Raw genomic sequence first — 16,796 nt, forward strand, 5'->3', positions numbered from 1 at the left:
AGAGAGAGAGAACACTGCGATGAAACTCCATTCCACCCTCGAACGCGTCACGGACCGCATCCGCGAACGCAGCCGCGACAGCCGCGCCGGCTATCTCGGCCTGATCGACCAGATGGTGCAGCGCACCCCCGGCGCCGACCGCATGGGCTGCGCCAACGTGGCGCACGCCTTCGCCGGCATGCCCACCGGCGACAAGTTCAAGGTGGTGGCCGAGCGGGTGCCCAATATCGGCATCGTCACTGCCTACAACGACATGCTGTCGGCCCATGCGCCGTATGCCGGCTATCCGAACATCATCAAGGAAGAGGCCCGCCTGCGCGGCGCCACCGCCCAGGTCGCCGGCGGCGTGCCGGCCATGTGCGACGGCGTCACCCAGGGCACGCCGGGCATGGAGCTCAGCCTGTTCTCGCGCGACACCATCGCCATGGGCGCGGCCATCGCGCTGTCGCACGACGTGTTCGACGCGGCGCTGCTGCTGGGCATCTGCGACAAGATCGTGCCCGGCCTGTTGATCGGCGCGCTGCATTTCGGTCACCTGCCGATGGTGTTCGTGCCGGCAGGTCCCATGACCAGCGGCCTGTCGAACAAGGAAAAGGCCAAGGTGCGCGAGCAGGCGGCGCAAGGCCTGGTCGGCCGCAAGGAGCTGATGGAAGCCGAGCAGAAGGCCTACCACGCCCAGGGCACCTGCACCTTCTACGGCACGGCCAACAGCAACCAGATGCTGCTGGAGGCCATGGGCCTGCACGTGCCCGGCGCCGCCTTCGTCACGCCCGGCACGCAGCTGCGCGAACAGCTCACCCGCGAGGCGGTGCGCACCGTGCTCGACATCCTGCCGAGCAAGCGCTTCGCGCCCATCGGCCGCATCGTCGACGAACGCTGCATCGTCAACGCCATGGTCGCCCTGCTGGCCACCGGCGGCTCCACCAACCACCTGATCCACTGGGTGGCGGTGGCGCGTTCGGCCGGCATCCTGATCGACTGGGACGACTTCGCCACCCTGTCGGAGTCGGTGCCGCTGCTCTCGCGCGTCTATCCCAACGGCAGCGCGGACGTGAACCAGTTCCAGGCCGCCGGTGGCCCGGGCTTCGTGATCCGCGAACTGCTCGACGCCGGCCTGATGCACGAGGACGTGCTCACCGTGCGCGCTGGCGGCATGCGCGAACAGACACAGGTGCCGGTCGGCCACGACGACACCGGCGAGCCGCTGGTCTGGCAGGAAACCGGCGCCTCGGGCGATCTCTCCGTCTGCCGGCCGGCCACCGAGCCCTTCAGCCCGATCGGCGGACTGAAACTGCTGCAGGGCAACCTGGGCCGCGCGGTCATCAAGGTGTCTTCGGTGCCGGACGATCGCCATGTCATCGAGGCGCCCGCCAAGGTGTTCGATTCGCAGGAAGCGCTGCAGCTGGCCTTCAAGGCCGGCGAGCTGGAGCAGGACACCGTCTGCGTGGTGCGCTGGCAGGGTCCGCGCGCCAACGGCATGCCCGAGTTGCACAAACTCACGCCGCCGCTGGCCGTGCTGCAGGGCCGCGGTTTGCGCGTGGCACTGGTGACCGACGGCCGCATGAGCGGCGCCTCGGGCAACGTGCCGGCTGCCATCCACGTGTCGCCCGAAGCGCTGGCGGGCGGGCCGTTGGCCAAGGTGCGCGACGGCGACATGATTCGTCTCGACGCCAATGCCGGCACCCTGCAGGTACTGGTGCCCGCCGCCGAATGGGACGCCCGCGAAAACGCCACCATGCCGCCTTCCCTGACCGTCGAAGCCGGCCGGGGCATGGGCCGCGAACTGTTTGCCGGCATGCGCCGCAATGCCACCACCGCCGAAGAAGGAGCCTGCACATGGCTGTAACCGACACCACCTCTCTCACCCCGCGCGACGTCATGGCCGATGCGCCGGTCATCCCGGTCATCGTGCTCAACGACGTGGCCCATGCCGTGCCGCTGGCGCGCGCGCTGGTCGCCGGCGGTATCCGCATGCTGGAGGTGACGCTGCGCACGCCGCAGGCCATCGCCTGCATCGAGGCCATCGCCCGGGAGGTGCCGGAAGCCATCGTGGGCGCGGGCACCATCCGCACCGCGTCGGATGCCGATGCCGCCGCCGCAGCCGGTGCGCGCTTCGGCGTCAGCCCAGGCTACACGCCCACCATCGGCCGGGCCTGCCGCGAGGCCGGCATTCCGCTGCTGCCGGGCGTGGCGACCGGCTCGGAGATCATGGCGGCGCTGGAAGACGGCTTCACCGCGCTGAAGTTCTTCCCGGCGATGCAGGCCGGCGGCCCGGCCATGCTCAAGGCCTGGCACGGCCCGTTCGCCGACGTGGTGTTCTGCCCGACCGGCGGGGTCAGCGCGGGCAATGCCGGTGAACTCCTGTCGCTGCCCAATGTGGCCTGCGTGGGCGGCTCCTGGCTGACGCCGGGCGATGCGGTCAAGGCCGGCGACTGGGCGCGCATCACGGCCCTGGCCAAGGGAGCGAAAGCTCTGCCTCGCGGGTAAAAAGTGTTTTCTCATTCTGTTCGAAATCGGCGTTTTGTACAGAATGAGATTCACATGCCCGCCAAAACCGCTCCCGTCGGCCCATCCGCCGCCCATCGCCTGACCGGCCTGGGTGAGCGCATTCGCTTGCGCCGCAAGAGCCTGGGTGTGAGTGCGGTGAACGCAGCCGAGGCGGCAGGCATGTCGCGTGTGACCTGGCACCGTATCGAAAAAGGCGAGCCCTCGGTCACCATGGGTGCGTACATGGAGGCTGCCGAGTGCGTCGGCCTGGCGATCGAGGTGATTGGACCTGGAGACGACGCGGGCCCGGCTGAAGCGTTGCCCTCATCGATCGATCTCGACGCCTATCCGCAGCTCAAGTCGCTGGCCTGGCACCTGCCGGACGCGCGCGAGCTCACACCGCAGCAGGCGTTGGAGCTCTACGAGCCCCAATGGCGCCACGTCGACACCGCCAGCCTCGATGCCAAAGAGCGCCGCCTGATCGAGCAACTCGCTCGCCAGATCGGGGGGGGGGGGGCGTCTGCTTGTATGAGCGTGATCATCACCGTCGTATCGCCAGCGTGCTGCTGTCGCTCGACGCCGACCTGCTCCAGTCGCACGCCTGCTACTTCGGCGGCGGCACCGCCATCGCGCTGCGCTACGGCGAATACCGCGAGTCGGCAGATATCGATTTTCTGGTGTCTGACAGAGCCGGCTACCGCGCATTGCGCGAATTGCTCGCCGGCCCGGACCGGCTGCGACCGTTGTTCAGAACCGATGCCGGTCTTCAGCAGATCCGCGAGGTGCGCGCCGACCAGTACGGCATTCGCACGCTGGTCGACGCTGGCGGCCGTGCCATCAAGTTCGAGATCGTGCAGGAAGGCCGCATCACCTTCGCTACACCGACCGCGGCCGATCGCGTCTGCGGAGTGTCGGCCCTGAGCCCGCTCGACATGGCCACCAGCGAGCTGCTGGCCAACACCGACCGCTGGCGCGACGATTCGATAATGAGCCGTGGCTTGATCGATCTCGCCATGATGGCGCCCGCACGGTCGATGCTGCGCCAGGCCATGGTCAAGGCGCGCGAGGCGTATGGAGCGTCGATCGACTCTGCCCTGGGTAAGGCGATCGACTACCTGCGCCAGTTTCCGCAGCGGCTCGACCAGCGCATGGCGGCGATGTCCATGACGACGGTTCCGCGCGCGCAGCTCTGGCAGCGGATCAAGGCGCTGGAGGCAGTCGTGGCGCCGCACCCACGCGCCTGAACGCTCAGATTTATTTCGCCATCGGATCGGGCTTGGCCGGCGTCTTGGTCGGCAGGCCGGTGGTGGGCGCCTGCCCGGTGGCGTTGACCTTGGCGGATTCGGTCTGCACCGCACCGTCGGCCTTGGTAACGGTGGCCTTCATGCCGCCATTCTTTTCGCAGCCGGTCTTGTCGGTGGCATTGGTGCCGTCCGCGCAGGTGATGGCCGTCTGCTTTTCGTATTTTTTGTCGGCCGCCTGGGCGCCGGTGGCGGCGGCCAGGGCCAGAGCGGCGCCGGCGGCCAGCAAGGTGAGACGGGGCAGGTGGGATGTCTGATGCATGGTGAGTCTCCGGTTGGATGAGGGCTCGCGCCCGTGACCAGTCTCGTTCGGCTTCGGCAGCCGGGTGCGCACCAAATGCAACCGGCGTCATGCCGACAGGCGGTACGCGCATTGTTCCTACAGCGCCCGCGCCCGCCGTCCCGACAGTTCCGCCCCGCCGGTCCGCGCAACCTCATCGCCATGCAGAAGAAAACAGACAGGACCGATGCGCCCCCGACCGGCTTCGTACAGGTGCGCGGCGCCCGCGAGCACAACCTGCGGCAGGTCGATGTCGACATTCCGCGCGACCGGCTGGTGGTGTTCACCGGCATTTCTGGCTCGGGCAAGTCGTCGCTGGCCTTCGGCACCATTTACGCCGAGGCGCAGCGCCGCTATTTCGATTCGGTGGCGCCCTATGCGCGCCGGCTGCTCGACCAGGCCGGCGCGCCGCAGGTCGACCGCATCGACGGACTTCCGCCGGCCGTCGCGCTGCAGCAGCAGCGCGGCACCCCGACGGCGCGTTCCACGGTCGGCAGCGTGACCCACCTGTCCGACCTGCTGCGCCTGCTCTATTCACGCGCCGGCCACTACCCGCGAGACCAGGCGATGCTGTTCGCCGAAGACTTCTCGCCCAACACCCCGCAGGGCGCCTGCCCGCACTGCCACGGCCTGGGCCGGGTCTACGACGCCACCGAGAAAAGCATGGTGCCCGACGACCGGCTGAGCATCCGCGAGCGCGCCATCGCCGCCTGGCCGCCGGCCTGGTACGGGCAGAACCTGCGCGACATCCTGGTGTCGCTGGGCCACGATGTCGACAAGCCCTGGCACAAGTTGCCGCGCAAGACCCGCGACTGGATTCTGTTCACCGACGAGCAGCCGCAGGTGCCGGTCTACGCCGGCTTCAGCCCCGAGGAAACCGCCGATGCGGTGCGCCGCCAGCTCGCGCCGAGCTACATGGGCACCTTCAGCAGCGCACGGCGCTATCTGCTGCACAACTTCGCCACCACCCAGAGCGCGTCGACCAAGAAGCGGGTGGCGCGCTTTCTGGTCAGCACGCCGTGCCCGATGTGCGATGGGAAACGGCTCAAGAAGGAGTCGCTGTCGGTGCGTTTCGCCGGCCTCGACATCGGCGAGATGGCGCGCCTACCGCTGGACGACATGGCTGAGCGGCTGCGGCCCGCTGCCGAGGACGCGCAGGCTGACGAATCCGCCGGTGCGACCGAGCGCGCGGCCCGCATCCGCGCCCGCCACGAGGGCGCGACCCACGCCGGCACGCCCGATGTGACACGCACCGATGCCCTGTCGACCGAGAAACGCATCGCCGCACGACGCATCGCCACCGAACTGCGCGAGCGCATCGGGCGGCTGACCCGGCTCGGCCTGGGTTATCTCGGCATGGAGCGGGCGACGACGACGCTGTCGTCGGGCGAGCTGCAACGCCTGCGGCTCGGCACGCAGCTGGCGTCGCAGCTCTTCGGCGTGGTGTACGTGCTCGACGAGCCGTCTGCCGGCCTGCACCCGGCTGACGGCGAGGCGCTGCTCGACGCGCTGGAAGGCCTGCGCGACGGCGGCAATTCGGTCTTCGTGGTGGAGCACGACACGGCCACCATGCAGCGGGCGCAATGGCTGGTGGACGTGGGGCCGGGTGCCGGCGAACACGGCGGCCGGGTGCTCTACAGCGGGCCGCCGGCGGGGCTGGCGGCCGTCGCCGAATCGCAGACGGCGCGCTATCTCTTTGCGTCGGAAGTCGCAGGCCCCGCCCGCGTCGCGCGTGAGCCCGCCGGCTGGCTGCAGTTGCGCGGCGTGAGCCGGCACAACCTGCGCGACGTCGACGCCGACTTTCCGCTGGCCTGCCTGTGCGCGGTGACCGGCATCTCCGGCTCCGGCAAGTCCAGCCTGGTGAGCCAGTCGCTGGTGGAGCTGGTGCAGGCGCGCCTGGGCGCCGCGCCGCTACGGGAGACCGAGGCGGCGGACGACGGCGACGACGCGGCCGACGATCCTGTCGACAGCGTGGAGCCGACCGCCGGGCGCATCGTCGCCGGGCTCGACGGCATTCGCCGCCTGGTGCAGGTCGACCAAAAGCCGATCGGCCGCACGCCGCGCTCCAACCTCGCCACCTACACCGGCCTGTTCGACGCGGTGCGCAAGCTGTTCGCCGCCACGCCGCAGGCCCGGGCGCGCGGCTACGGCGCCGGCCGCTTCTCCTTCAACGTGGCGCAGGGGCGCTGCCCGGTCTGCGAGGGCGAAGGCTTCGTCAGCGTGGAGATGATGTTCATGCCCAGCGTCTATGCGCCGTGCCCGCAATGCCACGGCGCGCGGTATGCGCCCGAGACGCTGGAGGTGCGCTGGCAGGGCCGCGACATCGCCGAGGTGCTCGGCCTGACGGTGGATACCGCCGCCGACTTCTTCGCGCAGGAAGCGGCAATCGCCCGGCCGCTGGAGGTGCTGCAGCAGATCGGGCTGGGTTATCTCCGCCTGGGTCAGCCGGCCACAGAACTCTCTGGCGGCGAGGCCCAGCGCATCAAGCTCGCGACCGAGCTGCAGCGGCTGCGGCGCGGCGACACCCTGTACGTGCTCGACGAGCCGACCACCGGCCTGCATCCGGCCGACATCGACCGCCTGCTGACCCACCTCGACGCGCTGGTGGCGGCCGGCAATACGGTGGTAGTGGTGGAGCACGACATGCGGCTGGTGGCGCGCTGCGACTGGGTGATCGACATCGGGCCAGGCGCGGGCCACTCCGGCGGCCAGGTGGTGGCTTGCGGCACACCGGCCCGGGTGGCCGCGGCCGAAGGCAGCCGCACCGCGCCGTACCTGGCACAGGCGCTGGCGGGCTGAGGGCTCAGCGGTCCTTCTTGCGCAGCGCCAGCCAGCCGGCGATGACGGTGAAGGTCAGCACCAGCGACACCAGGATCCAGAATCCGTGCGGGCTCTCAGCCAGCGGAATGCCGCCCACGTTCATGCCGAAAAGCCCGGCCAGGATGTTGATCGGCAAGGCCAGCACGGTGACCACCGTCAGTACGAACAGGCTGCGGTTGTTGTCTTCGTTCACGGCGGCGGCCATTTCTTCCTGCAGCAGCTTGATGCGTTCCTGCAGGCCCTGCATGTCGCGCAGCACCACCGAGAATTCTTCGGTGGAACCGCGCAGTTGCTGCAGGTCGTCCTCGGCCATCCAGGCCGGCGGATGGTGCAGCACCCGAAACAGCGCGGCCGGCTCCGGGGCCAGCAGGCGCTGCAGCCGCACCAGCAGGCGGCGCAGCGTGCCCAGGCGCGCGCGTTCGTTGGCGCGGCGGCCGGCCAGGAGCTTGTCCTCGATGTCGTCGACGCGGGCGGTGACACCGCGCAGGATGTCGACCAGGCTTCCGGCCTGGGTGCGCATGAGCTGCTCCAGCAGCTCCACGGTGGATCGCGGCGAGCGCCCGTCGCGCACGGCGGTGCGCAGCGCGTCCACCGAGCGCAGCGGCCGGGTGCGCGCGGTCACCACCAGGTGCGGCCGCACGCAGATCCACAGCGTGGCGATGTCCGACGGCTCGAAGCCGAATTCGAAATGCACGTCGTTGAGCACCGCGACCAGGGCATCGTCGTCACGCTCGATGCGGGTGGAGTGCGAGGTTTCGCGCAGGGCGTCGAAGAAGGCGTCGGGCAGGCCGGCGTGGCGCTGGATCCAGCGCTTGGCGTGGGCATGGCTGAGGTTGAAATGCAGCCAGGCGAAGGTCGGGTCGTCGTCGTCGGGGCGGGCGTCGTGCAGCCAGACGGTGGCTTCGTCGAGCGACATCGGCCGCGCCACGGCGCCGTCTTCGTCGAAACGGTAGCCGCAGATCAGGCCGGCATCGTCGCCGCTGCCGGGCCAAGCCGGATTCGCAAAGGAAGACATGAAGGGCGGGATGCTGCCGCCGTGCCGTGACAGCCGTGTGTCAGCTGCTGCGCAAGTCGCTCAATGCCAGCACGACCGATGCGACCACTGGCGCCCAGTCGCCGCGCCGCGCCTGGCGAAACAGCCGGGTGCGGCGGTACCAAGGCGTGTCGTCACGCTTGCGCAGCCAGCGCCAGTCGTTGCGGTAGGCCGGCAGCAGCACCCAGCAGGGAATATCGAGCGCGCCGGCGAGGTGGCAGGCAGCGGTGTCCACCGAAATCAGCAGATCGAGCTGCGACAGGATGGCCGCCGAGTCGGAGAAGGTGCGGATGTCGCTGCCCAGATGCGTGAGCGGCTGGCCGGGTGGCGGCTGGCGGGCTTCGTCCTCGCCGGCCCATTTCTGCAGGCTCACGAAGGTGACGCCCGGCACGTTCCACAGCGGCGCCAGGGTGGCGAGGCCGGGCAGGGAGCGGTCGGCGTCGTTCTCGTGCTGTACGTTGCCGCGCCAGACCAGGCCGACGCGCAGGCCCTCTGTCGGAATGCGCGGTGACCAATGGGCGATGTCGGCCGGGTCCGCGGCCAGATAGGGCGTGGGGCCGGGAATGGTCGCCAGCGTGGTGCCGCAGTAGAGCGGCAGGCTCATCAGCGGCACCCAGAAGTCGTGCGTGGACAGGGCGGCGGGGGCGTCTTGCAACGCGATGAAGCCATGCGCACCGTCGAGGCCGCGCAGCAGCGGCAGCAGGGAATCGGTGCAGGCGCAGGTGAGGGTGGCCGGGCGGTGCTGCGCGCGTACGGTGGCGAGGAAACGGCTGAACTGGATCTGGTCGCCATGACCCTGCTCGGGCCAGACCAGCAGGCGTTGCCCTTCCAGCGGCCCGCCCGCCCAGCGACGGGCGGCGCCGGGCGGCAGCGTATCGGGAAAGCTCGGCACCGCGCCGGGCACGCGCAGGCGATAGCGCATCTCGGTGTGGGCGAAGCCTTCGGGCAGCTGGCCCAGCGCCAGCAGCAGCTGGCCCAGGTTGATGTGGGCCGAGCCGAGCTGCGGATCCTGCGCGACGGCGGCGCGCAGCGTGGTTTCGGCCTCGTCCACGCGGCCGAGGTCGTAGAGCAGGGCGCCGAGGTTGGACAGATGCACCGCGTTGTCCGGCTGCAGCCGCAGCGCTTCGCGGTAATGCGCTTCGGCCTCGGCCTCCGACTGCCGGCGCGCCAGCACGCCGGCGAGGTGGTTGTGGACCTCGGCCCGGTCGGGCGCCAGCGCCAGGGCGCGGCGCTGGCAGGCCTCGGCTTCGGGCAGGCGCCGCAGCGCTTCGAGCGTCAGGCCCCGATTGGTCAGCGCGGCGACGTCGTCGGGATGCAGTTCGAGCGCGCGGTGGTAGGCGCCATCGGCTTCCTGCCAGCGCTCCCCGGCGGCCAGCAGCACGCCGAGGTTGGTCCAGGTGCCGGCTTGCAGCGGATCGAGGGCCAACGATCGGCGCAGGGCGGCTTCGGCGGCAGTGTCTTCGCGGCGGCGCAGACGCAGCAGGCCCAGGTTGGCCCAGCAGACCGCGTCGGCGCTACCGTCGTCGGCGCTGCGCTGCCAGCAGGCCAGTGCGTCGTCGGTGCGGCCGGGCGCCATCAGCAGCATGGCCAGGTGCTGGGTGACCTGGGCGTCGGGACGGATGGCGAGGGCATGGCGCCAGTGCGCCTCGGCCTCGTCCACACGACCGGCCAGGCGCGCGGCGATGCCGGCGGCGCTGCGCAGGCGGGCATCGTCCGGATGCTTGCGCAGCGCCTCGGCGGCGGTCGACAGGGCGTCGTCGGGCCGGCCGGCGTCGAGCGCGTCGAGGATGGCGACAAGGGCGTTCTCAGCCAGCATCGAGGCTCCGGATGCGCCGCACCAGCGCGCTGGTCGAGCGGCCGGGCAGCAAGGGCAGGGCGACGGCGCTGGCGCCCCAGCCTCGCACCCGTGCGGCTTCGGCGAGCGTGGCCATGTCGTAGTCGCCGCCTTTGGCATACACCTCGGGGCGCAGCCGGTCGAGCAGGGCCAGCGGCGCGGGCTCGTCGAAGCCGACGACGAGGTCGACCGAGGCCAGCGCGGCCAGCACGGCGGCGCGGTCTTCCCAGGGCACGAGTGGTCGGCCCGCGCCCTTGCCGAGGCCGCGCGCCGACAAATCCGAATTGAGCCCGACGACGAGCGACGCCCCCAGCGCGCGCGCCCGCTGCAGGCAGTCGACATGGCCGCGGTGCAACAGGTCGAACACGCCGTTGGTGAAGACCAGCGGACGCGGCAGCGCCGCGATGCGGTCGGCGAGCGTGGCGGTGTCGCAGATCTTGTCGGCGCTCATGCGAACAGCTCCGCGTAACGCACGCTGGCCGTGCCGAAGCGGCCGACCACGATGCCGCCGGCCCTATTGGCGAAAGGCACCGCTTCGCGCATCGGCAAGCCGCAGCCGAGCAGCGTAGCCATGACCGCCGCGACGGTGTCGCCCGCGCCGGTGACGTCGAACACCTCGCGGGCGGTGGCCGGCACGTGCAGGGCACCGTCGGCATCGAACAGCGTCATGCCTTGCTCGGCGCGGGTGGCGAGCACGGCGTCGAGGTTCAGGCGATGGCGCAAGGCCTGTACGCGGTCGGCGAGGTCGGCCTCGTCGCGCCATGGGCCGATGGCTTCCCGCAGCTCGGCGCGGTTGGGGGTGAGCAGGGTGGCGCCGGCATACCGGTCGAAGTCGCCGCCGCGCGGGTCGACCACGACCGGCAACGCGGCGGCGCGGGCAGCGGCGACGAGGTCGGGCACCCGGGCGAGGGCGCCCCGTCCGTAGTCGGACAGCAGCACCGCGGCGTGACGGGGCAGGGCGGCGGTGAAGGCCTGGGCGAAGGTGTCGAGCGCCGTGGCACTCGGCAGGCCGCGGGTGAAGTCGGCCCGCAGCAGTTGCTGCGCGCGGCCGACGATGCGCAGCTTGACGGTGGTGGGCAGCGCGTCGTCGTGCGCGCCGGCCCAGGCGATGTCGGCTTGGGTGACCAGGGCGGCCAGCCGGTCGGCGTCGGCATCGCGGCCACGGATCGACAGCAGCGTGGCCGACGCGCCGAGCGAGCGCACGTTCGTCGCGGCGTTGGCCGCGCCACCGAGGCGCTCCTGCTCGTCGGCAACCTGGACGATGGGCACCGGCGCCTCGCGCGAGATGTGTTCGACGCTGCCCAGCCAGTAGCGGTCCAGGATGGCGTCGCCGGCCACCAGCACGCGGCAGGCGGCGATCTCGCGCGGGGTGGGCGTCATGCGGCCTTCAGGCCTCCACCGGCGGCGCCGTCGGCGCGCTGGATGAGTTCGATCTTGTAGCCGTCGGGGTCGGTCACGAAGGCGATGACGGTGCTGCCGCCCTTGACCGGGCCGGCCTCGCGGGTGACGTTGCCGCCGGCCGCGCGGATCTTGTCGCAGGCGGCGTAGGCGTCGGGCACCCCGAGGGCGATGTGGCCGTAGGCGGTGCCCATCTCGTATTCGGTAGTGCCCCAGTTGAAGGTGAGCTCGATCTCGGCCTGGCCGGGGTTGCCGCCCTCGAAGCCGAGAAAGGCCAGGCTGTACTTGTATTCGGTGTTCTCGGACTGGCGCAGCAGCTGCATGCCGATGACCTGGGTGTAGAAGTCGATGGAACGCTGGAGGTCGCCGACGCGCAGCATGGTGTGAAGAAGTCGCATGGTGTGTGGGGCTCTGAATGGCGAAACCCGGCATTTTGCGCGGGTGGCGTGCAGGCCGGATGGCACGGGGTTTTCGATAATAGTTGCAGCTGCAACCATTGCAGCTACAATCCACGCCCATGTCTGCCGTCGACCTGATTGCCCCCCTTGCGCCCGAGGCGATGCCGGCCGATGCCGCGCCGCTGATGCCCACCGGCTGCACCAATGCCAAGCTGCGCCAGCTCACCCGCCGTGTGGGCCAGCACTTCGATGCCGAGGTGGCGCAGTCCGGCCTCAAGACCACGCAGTATTCGCTGCTGACCACCATCGAATCGCGCGGCCCGGTGCGGGCGGTGGACCTCGCGGCGTCGCTGCACATGACCGCGTCCACGCTCAGCCGCAACCTGCATGTGCTGGTCGATGCCGGCTGGCTGCAGATCGACGAAGGCCCGGACGCCCGCAGCCGCCTGGTGCGCATCACCGAGGCCGGGCGCACCCGTCGCCGCGCGGCGCGCGCGCACTGGCGCCGGGCGCAGCAATCGCTGGTGGCGCTGCTCGGCGCGGAGCGGGTGGCGGCGCTGCACACGCTCATCGACGAAGCGCTGCCGCTGCTGGCGCCGGCGCCCGACGAGCAGCTCGACGACCACTGAATCACCGCACGCCCGCGTCCGACCCGACTCTTCATTTCTCCCCGAAAGGCATCTCATGTTGTCCCGCGACTTTTCTTCCTGGCTGCAGCGCCGGGGCATCCATTACGGCTGGGTGATGGCGGTGGTCACCTTCCTGACCATGCTCACCATGTCGGCCGCGCTCGGGCTGCCGGGCGCGATGCTGCAGCCGCTGTCCAAGGAATTTGGCTGGACCACGGGCGATATCTCCTCGGTGCTGGCGGTGCGTTTCGCACTGTTCGGGCTGATGGGGCCTTTCTCGGCGGTGCTGATGGAGCGCTTTGGACTGCGCGCGGTGATGTGCGCGGGGCTGGCGCTGGTGGGTGGGGGCATGGCGCTGGTCACGCAGGCGTCGCACCTCTGGCAGTTGTTCGTGCTGTGGAGCCTCATGCTGGGCCTGGGCACCGGCCTGACCGCCTTGGTGTTGGGTGCGGTGGTGGCCAACCGCTGGTTCGTGGCCCGGCGGGGGCTGGTCGTGGGCATTCTCACGGCGAGCGCGGCGACCGGCCAGCTGGCGTTTTTGCCCTTCGCGGCCTGGATGATCGAGCACTGGGGCTGGCGCTCGGCGGTGGCGCCACTGTTCCTGGGTTGCGCCATCGTCGCGACGCTGGTCTTTCTGTTCGTGCGCAACCGTCCGGCCGACCTGGGTCTGGCGCCTTACGGCGAAGCGCCGGGCACCGCCCCGGTCGCGCCGCCTGCCGCCGGCAGCATGACCTGGCGCACGCCTTTCGTGGCGCTGGCCGAGGCCTCGCGCAGCGGCACCTTCTGGGTGCTGGCCGGCACCTTCTTCATTTGCGGGCTGTCGACCAACGGGCTGGTGCAGACGCACTTCATCTCGCTGTGCGGCGACAACGGACTGGCGGCGGTGCCGGCGGCGTCGGTGCTGGCCATGATGGGCGCCTTCGATCTGGTCGGCACCATCGCCTCGGGCTGGCTGTCGGACCGCTACGACTGCCGCAAGCTGCTGTTCTGGTACTACGGACTGCGCGGGCTGTCGCTGTTCTGGCTGCCGCATTCGGGCTTTACCTTCTACGGCCTGGGCCTGTTCGCCATCTTCTACGGCCTGGACTGGATCGCCACCGTGCCGCCGACCGTCAAGCTCGCCGGTGCCGCCTTCGGGCCGCAGAGGGTGGGGCTGGTTTTCGGCTGGGTGTTCGCGGCGCACCAGCTGGGCGCGGCGACGGCGGCCTACGGCGCGGGCTTTTCGCGGACCATGCTGATGAGCTACACCCCCGCGTTGTATGCGGCCGGCGCCGCCTGCTTGGTCGCGGCGGTCATGGCGCTCGGCGCCCAGCGTGTGGTGCCGCCGCTGGCGGCCGCGCGCAAGGCGTCGACCGCCTGAGACCGGGCGATCGAATCGCCCGCACGGCCCGGCGCCGTGCGGTCAGGCGGCCAACCGGTCGGAAATGAAAAAGGCCTGCGATGTCATGACGACACCGCAGGCCTTTTTCGATCTTTCGGGATCAGCGTGGCTGGAAGTGATCAGCGACCGAAGCGTCCGCCGCCACCGCCGCCGCTGCGGCCGCCGTAACCACCACCGCCGCCACCACCACCACCACCGCCGCCGGAGCGACGGCCATAGCCACCGCCGCCGCCATTGCCGCCACCGCCACCGGGGCGACGGCCGCGACCGGCCATGCTGTCGACGCTGGTGCGCAGCGGATCGGGCTGGCCGGCAGCGCCGACATGGCCGAGCGATTCGGCGCGGCGATGCGCCAACTGGTCAGCCTGCGAAGGGCTGATGGCGTTGCCGTGGTGGCGCGGCTGGCGCTCCTCGCGCGGCACCGGCGGCTGGAAGTCGCCGCGATCGACCTGGCGCTCGGGGCGCGGCGGACGGTTTTGCTGCTGGCCGCCGAAATTGCCGCCGCCCTGGCCTTGGCCCTGGCGCGGACCCTGTCCACCACCACCGCCACCACCGTTGCGACGACCGCCGCCACCGTTGGGCTGACCGCCACCGTGCGGCTGGCCGCCACGGGCCTGGCCACCGCCGCCGTTCTGGCCGGCCTTGTTGTCGCGGATGCGTTGCATCATCTCGCTGCGCGCGGCCTTGGCGGCTGCGGCCATGACTTCACGGCTCGGCGGCTTGCCGGCGCCGCCCCAGATGGTCTGGCGGCCCATGGCGATGGGCTCGGCGCGTTCGCCTTCTTCCGGACCGAAGCCGTCGACGACTTCCACGGCGATCTTCTGCTTGGTGAAGCGTTCGATCTCGTACATGAAGCCTTCCTCGTCCAGGCACACCAGGCTCACGGCGGCGCCGTCGTTGCCGGCACGGCCGGTACGGCCGATGCGGTGCACGTAGTCTTCGGAGACGTTCGGGATTTCGTAGTTGACGACGTGCGGCAGCTCGTCGATGTCGATGCCGCGCGCGGCGATGTCGGTGGCCACGAGCGCGCGGATGTCGCCGCTCTTGAAGCCGGCCAGCGCCTGCGTGCGGGCCGACTGGCTCTTGTTGCCGTGCAGCGCCATGGCGCTGATGCCGTTCTTCTCCAGAAACTCGGCCACGTTGTTGGCGCCGAACTTGGTGCGGGTGAAGACCAGCACCTGGCTCCAGTTGTGCTGGTTGATGATGTGCGCGAGCAGCGCCTTCTTCTTGCCGCGGCCGACCGGGTGGATCACCTGGGTGATGCGCTGCACGGTGGTGTTGGCCGGCGTCACCTGGATGCTTTGCGGGTTGCGCAGCAGGCCGTTGGCGAGTTCACGGATCTCGTCGCTGAAGGTGGCCGAGAACAGCAGGCTCTGCTTTTCACGGGGCACCAGGGCGAGGATCTTCTTCACGTCGTGGATGAAGCCCATGTCGAGCATGCGGTCGGCTTCGTCGAGGATCAGCACCTGGACCGTGGACAGATCGAGATGGCCCTGCTGCTGCAGGTCGAGCAGGCGGCCGGGGGTGGCCACGAGGATGTCGACGCCGCTGCGGATGCGGTCGATCTGGGGATTCATGCCGACGCCGCCGAAGATGACGGTGGAGTTCAGCTTGAGGTACTTGCCGTAGGTGCGGACCGATTCCTCGACCTGGGCCGCGAGTTCCCGGGTGGGGGTGAGCACCAGGGCGCGCACGCCCTTGTTGCCGTGGCGGTTGCGCGGAGCCTCGCCTTCGGAGAGGCGCTGCAGCAGCGGCAGGGTGAAGGCGGCGGTCTTGCCGGTACCGGTCTGGGCGCCGGCCAGGAGGTCGTGGCCTGCGAGCACGGCGGGAATGGCCTGTGCCTGGATGGGCGTGGGGCTGGTGTAGCCCTGTTCGTTGACCGCTTGCAGGATGGCCGGGGCCAGATTCAGTTCGTCAAAAGTCATGGTGTGGTGCCCAAGCAGGGCACGGAGACATCGGCCTGCCACGGTGCTGATGTAAGCAAGGGGCCAGTCTGAGGCTGATGTGTCTTCGAGATCGGGAGCCGGAAGGCGTCGTGACTTGCCTTCCTTGTCCCCGGCAGGTTGCCGGCGCCGTGGGTAACTGTGCCCGGCGGCGAATGGTCATTGTCGCATGAACCCACTGCCGCGCGACGTTGCGCAGGCCCGGTCTGTGCAATTGCCTTGGTTCGAGTGGCTTACGACGGCTTGCATTCGGGTTTTTGGTTGGAAAAATTGCGCCACTGCAGCGGCGTGATGAAGTTGCAAGCCTCATTGGCACGATGCAGGCAGGCGAGATCGCCGACCAGCGTGGCCCGCCAAGGCCCCGCCTCCTTGAACATGATGCTGCAGGTTCGGCTGCGCTCCGCGCGACTGCAGAACTCGTCGCAGCGTTGGTGGACGAGCATCAGATCGATGAACGCGGATCGGGCCATGTCCCGTGGCAGGTCGGGCAAGACCTCGCAGAGCTGGCGCGTCACGGTGCTCAACGAGTCACGTTCGATCCAGGTTGCACCGATCGCCTCGGCGAGCCGCCGCAAATCATGCAGGTAGCCGCGCAATGCGGTGTCCATCGGGGTCAGCCGGGGCAGTGCCGCTACGGCGCGGCGTACCAATGGCAGACCTCTTTGGTTTCGCAGCGCTCCCGAACTGGCCGCTTGCGCCGAGGCCCGCGCGGTCGGTAGCGCGAAGAAGGCCGACAGATTGCGGTCCACCTGCGACAGCGCCCATTTGGCGTCGACGTCGGACATGTTGAACACGAGTTGCCAAAGTTCGTTGGGCATCAGTTCGTAGGATGCCCTCGCAGCGCTGTCCGAGCAGCTGGGTGCGGTGTCTTCATCGGCCGACGAGGCCGCGGTGGATGGAGGCAGGGAAGTGCCGGAGGTGACGGATGGCAGCATGGCAGGCAGGGCTCGATTCAGGGTATCGCCACGGCGTAGGGGATATCGAACAGGGGAGCCTCCTCGGGCTGTTGCCGAGGCCCTTCGGCGTGGACCTGGTGTTGGGACTTGTACCACTGGTAGCCCCGATATGCGCCCATGCCGGCCAGCATGGTCAGTGCCGGTACCGCCACGATAGCGGCGGTGACCATGGTCACGGTGGAGTGCAGCTGGTCGCTCGCTACCTGGTCTTCGGTGAGGTTCGAAGTGAGGTTGTTGTCGTGGACGGCCCAACTGGCGGTGGCGGTGGCGAAGGAGGTGGATGAGAGGTTGGGGATCACAATGGCCGCTTTCGTGGAAGGTGGACGCCGGCGCACC

At 69.9% G+C, this 16,796-nt stretch carries 15 protein-coding genes and 1 pseudogene; 7 read left to right on the forward strand and 9 right to left on the reverse strand.

Annotated features, from left to right (window positions below):
* Positions 1 to 19 precede the first annotated feature (19 nt).
* The 4 genes and pseudogenes from edd (at position 20) to R9X41_RS07615 (ending at position 3,731) form a co-directional block, all read left to right on the forward strand.
* Positions 20 to 1,846 carry a phosphogluconate dehydratase gene (edd, locus tag R9X41_RS07600; protein ID WP_318634274.1) on the forward strand — a complete coding sequence of 609 codons (1,827 nt, stop codon included), beginning with the start codon at positions 20 to 22 and terminating at the stop codon, positions 1,844 to 1,846.
* Complete coding sequence (eda, locus tag R9X41_RS07605; RefSeq protein ID WP_318634275.1) at positions 1,837 to 2,487, forward strand: bifunctional 4-hydroxy-2-oxoglutarate aldolase/2-dehydro-3-deoxy-phosphogluconate aldolase; 651 nt, start codon at positions 1,837 to 1,839, stop codon at positions 2,485 to 2,487. Before edd ends, eda begins: the two co-directional genes overlap by 10 nt.
* Before the next feature lie 54 nt (positions 2,488 to 2,541).
* Positions 2,542 to 2,688: pseudogene (locus tag R9X41_RS07610) on the forward strand (XRE family transcriptional regulator); the annotation flags it as partial.
* A 323-nt stretch (positions 2,689 to 3,011) separates the two neighbouring features.
* The gene (locus R9X41_RS07615) at positions 3,012 to 3,731 is read left to right on the forward strand and encodes a nucleotidyl transferase AbiEii/AbiGii toxin family protein (protein WP_318634276.1); all 720 of its coding nucleotides are present in this window, start codon (positions 3,012 to 3,014) and stop codon (positions 3,729 to 3,731) included.
* A 10-nt stretch (positions 3,732 to 3,741) separates the two neighbouring features.
* Here R9X41_RS07615 and R9X41_RS07620 read toward each other — a convergent pair whose 3' ends face one another.
* Positions 3,742 to 4,050, reverse strand: coding sequence for a hypothetical protein (locus R9X41_RS07620; protein ID WP_318634277.1), 309 nt, complete (start codon positions 4,048 to 4,050; stop codon positions 3,742 to 3,744).
* Between the two features lie 180 nt (positions 4,051 to 4,230).
* Between R9X41_RS07620 and R9X41_RS07625 the strand changes: the two genes are divergently transcribed.
* Entirely contained in the window at positions 4,231 to 6,867 is a 2,637-nt protein-coding gene (locus R9X41_RS07625) for an excinuclease ABC subunit UvrA (RefSeq protein ID WP_318634278.1), read from the forward strand.
* Between the two features lie 4 nt (positions 6,868 to 6,871).
* On the opposite strand, the gene R9X41_RS07630 is transcribed toward R9X41_RS07625, so the two are convergent.
* The 5 genes from R9X41_RS07630 to gloA are packed head-to-tail and all read right to left on the reverse strand — an operon-like array spanning position 6,872 to position 11,551.
* Positions 6,872 to 7,903 (reverse strand): transporter, encoded by a 1,032-nt coding sequence (locus R9X41_RS07630; RefSeq protein ID WP_318634279.1) that lies wholly within the window; start codon positions 7,901 to 7,903, stop codon positions 6,872 to 6,874.
* 40 nt (positions 7,904 to 7,943) lie between these two features.
* Entirely contained in the window at positions 7,944 to 9,737 is a 1,794-nt protein-coding gene (locus R9X41_RS07635) for a tetratricopeptide repeat protein (protein WP_318634280.1), read from the reverse strand.
* Positions 9,727 to 10,206: an adenylyltransferase/cytidyltransferase family protein gene (locus R9X41_RS07640; RefSeq protein ID WP_318634281.1), complete on the reverse strand. Its 480-nt coding sequence runs from the start codon at positions 10,204 to 10,206 to the stop codon at positions 9,727 to 9,729. The genes R9X41_RS07635 and R9X41_RS07640 overlap by 11 nt, the downstream gene beginning before the upstream one ends.
* Positions 10,203 to 11,135, reverse strand: a complete 933-nt coding sequence (gene rfaE1 / locus R9X41_RS07645; protein ID WP_318634282.1) for a D-glycero-beta-D-manno-heptose-7-phosphate kinase — start codon at positions 11,133 to 11,135, stop codon at positions 10,203 to 10,205. The genes R9X41_RS07640 and rfaE1 overlap by 4 nt, the downstream gene beginning before the upstream one ends.
* A complete protein-coding gene (gloA, locus tag R9X41_RS07650) occupies positions 11,132 to 11,551 on the reverse strand; it encodes a lactoylglutathione lyase (RefSeq protein WP_318634283.1) in 420 nt (139 codons plus the stop codon). Before gloA ends, rfaE1 begins: the two co-directional genes overlap by 4 nt.
* Positions 11,552 to 11,670: 119 nt before the next feature.
* On the opposite strand from gloA, the gene R9X41_RS07655 reads away from it, so the two are divergent.
* Together R9X41_RS07655 and R9X41_RS07660 are read left to right on the forward strand one after the other, a co-directional pair.
* On the forward strand, positions 11,671 to 12,180 hold the full coding sequence (locus R9X41_RS07655) for a MarR family winged helix-turn-helix transcriptional regulator (RefSeq protein WP_412556670.1): 510 nt from the start codon (positions 11,671 to 11,673) through the stop codon (positions 12,178 to 12,180).
* Between the two features lie 55 nt (positions 12,181 to 12,235).
* Positions 12,236 to 13,540 (forward strand): MFS transporter, encoded by a 1,305-nt coding sequence (locus R9X41_RS07660; protein WP_318634284.1) that lies wholly within the window; start codon positions 12,236 to 12,238, stop codon positions 13,538 to 13,540.
* 140 nt (positions 13,541 to 13,680) lie between these two features.
* Here the strand turns inward: R9X41_RS07660 and R9X41_RS07665 are convergent, their stop codons facing one another.
* The 3 genes from R9X41_RS07665 to R9X41_RS07675 form a co-directional block, all read right to left on the reverse strand.
* On the reverse strand, positions 13,681 to 15,486 hold the full coding sequence (locus R9X41_RS07665) for a DEAD/DEAH box helicase (protein WP_318634285.1): 1,806 nt from the start codon (positions 15,484 to 15,486) through the stop codon (positions 13,681 to 13,683).
* 251 nt (positions 15,487 to 15,737) lie between these two features.
* Complete coding sequence (locus tag R9X41_RS07670; RefSeq protein WP_318634286.1) at positions 15,738 to 16,439, reverse strand: hypothetical protein; 702 nt, start codon at positions 16,437 to 16,439, stop codon at positions 15,738 to 15,740.
* A 17-nt stretch (positions 16,440 to 16,456) separates the two neighbouring features.
* Entirely contained in the window at positions 16,457 to 16,759 is a 303-nt protein-coding gene (locus R9X41_RS07675; protein ID WP_318634287.1) for a hypothetical protein, read from the reverse strand.
* Positions 16,760 to 16,796 lie beyond the last annotated feature (37 nt).

Source organism: Xylophilus sp. GOD-11R (assembly GCF_033546935.1).
Taxonomy (GTDB): Bacteria; Pseudomonadota; Gammaproteobacteria; order Burkholderiales; family Burkholderiaceae_C; genus Xylophilus.